At 76.3% G+C, this 1,538-nt stretch carries 1 pseudogene; it reads left to right on the top strand.

From position 1 onward, the window contains the following. Positions 1-1,507 (top strand): annotated as a pseudogene (locus AXW62_RS35810) (histidine kinase); the annotation flags it as partial. Positions 1,508-1,538 lie beyond the last annotated feature (31 nt).

The raw sequence follows: 1,538 nt of genomic DNA, 5'->3' as shown, positions 1-1,538 counted from the left end.
GGACGGCCGACCGCAGCTGCCCACGCGCGGCGCCGCGCCCGAGCTTCCGGCCCCCACCCAGCCCGGCACCAGCTGGGGCGCCCGGCGCGCCGCGGCGGGCGAGGACGACTGGCCGGACACCCCGCGCGACGCGGGGGACACCCCGCGCGGGCACGAGGAGTACGACTCGACGGGCCAGTTCGCCCGTCCGGAGCTCGGCGGCTCCGGCGGCTCCGAAGAGCGGCGCGATCCGTTCGGCAACCGCGGCCCCGGCGACACCGGTGAGCTGCCGCAGCTGGGCGACGGCCCAAACATGTTCGAGCCGCGCCGCGCGCCCAGCGGTTCGCAGGGCGGCCAGGGGCCGGGCGACACCGGCCAGTTGAGCCGGCCCGACTACGGCCGCGGCCCCGGTGACACCGGCGAGTTCGCCCGTCCGGAGCTCGGCCAGGGCCCGGGTGACACCGGCGAGTACGCCCAGCCCCGGTTCGAGGACGCCGCGCCGCGCGACGGACGCGGACCCGGGGACACGGGCGAGTTCGCGCGTCCGGCCATGGGCGGTCCCGGCGAGACGGGCCAGTTCCAGCTCCCCAACGCGGCCGGTCCCGGCGACACCGGCGCATTCCCCCGCCCGGACATGGGCGGCACCGGCGACACCGGCGCGTTCCAGCGGCCCGACATGGGTGGCTCCGGCGACACCGGCGCGTTCCAGCTCCCGGCCATGGGCGGTCCCGGTGACACCGGCGAATTCCAGCTCCCCAACGCGGGCACCCCCGGCGATACCGGCGAGTTCCAGTTCCCCAACGCGGGCACTCCGGGCGACACCGGCGAGTTCCCCCGCCCGGACATGGGCGGCACCGGCGAGTTCCCGCCGGCGCAGGGTCCCCAGGGCGAGCGCGACGGGCGTACGGGCGATGCGCTGCCGCCCGCCGGGCCCGGCGACGGCAGCACGCCGATCTTCGACACCATCGAGTCGACCTGGCTTCGCAACCAGGCCGAGGACCCGGGCGCGCCGGGCTCCCAGGACGGGGGCCGGCGGTTCCCGTCAGAACCTTCCGTACCTTCCGTACCCGAGCCCACCCCCGGCCGGCCCGCCTCGGCCCTGCCACCGTCGTCCTCGCACCAGGAGCCGCAGTCGGCGTCCCGGGGTGCGGACGACTTCGCCGGATCGGGTGCCGGCAGCAACGGCACCGGCTTCAACGGGATCGGCGCGACGGGTTCCCACTGGCGTACGTCGCCCCACAACGACGAGCGCTGGCGCCGTGCCGAGCAGATCCGCGAACCGGCGGCCGGCGGTATCACGTCCTCCGGGTTGCCACGGCGGGTGCCCCGCGCGAACCTCGTGGAGGGCGCCGCACATCAGCCGCAGCAGCCCGACCGGACTGGGCCGCAGGTGTCTCGCGCGCCCGATGACGTACGCGGGAGGCTGACCAACCTCCGCCGGGGGATTCAGCAGGGTCGCCGGGCCGGCACCGGACTCGGCGGCAACCATGATCGCGGCATTGGCCCGACTTACCAGCAGGAGCGTTAGTTGAGCCCGATGAGCCAGGCGGCGCAGAATC

It is taken from the genome of Streptomyces hygroscopicus subsp. hygroscopicus (assembly GCF_001553455.1).
GTDB lineage: Bacteria > Actinomycetota > Actinomycetes > Streptomycetales > Streptomycetaceae > Streptomyces > Streptomyces hygroscopicus.
This window is presented reverse-complemented; position numbering and strand designations above follow the sequence as displayed.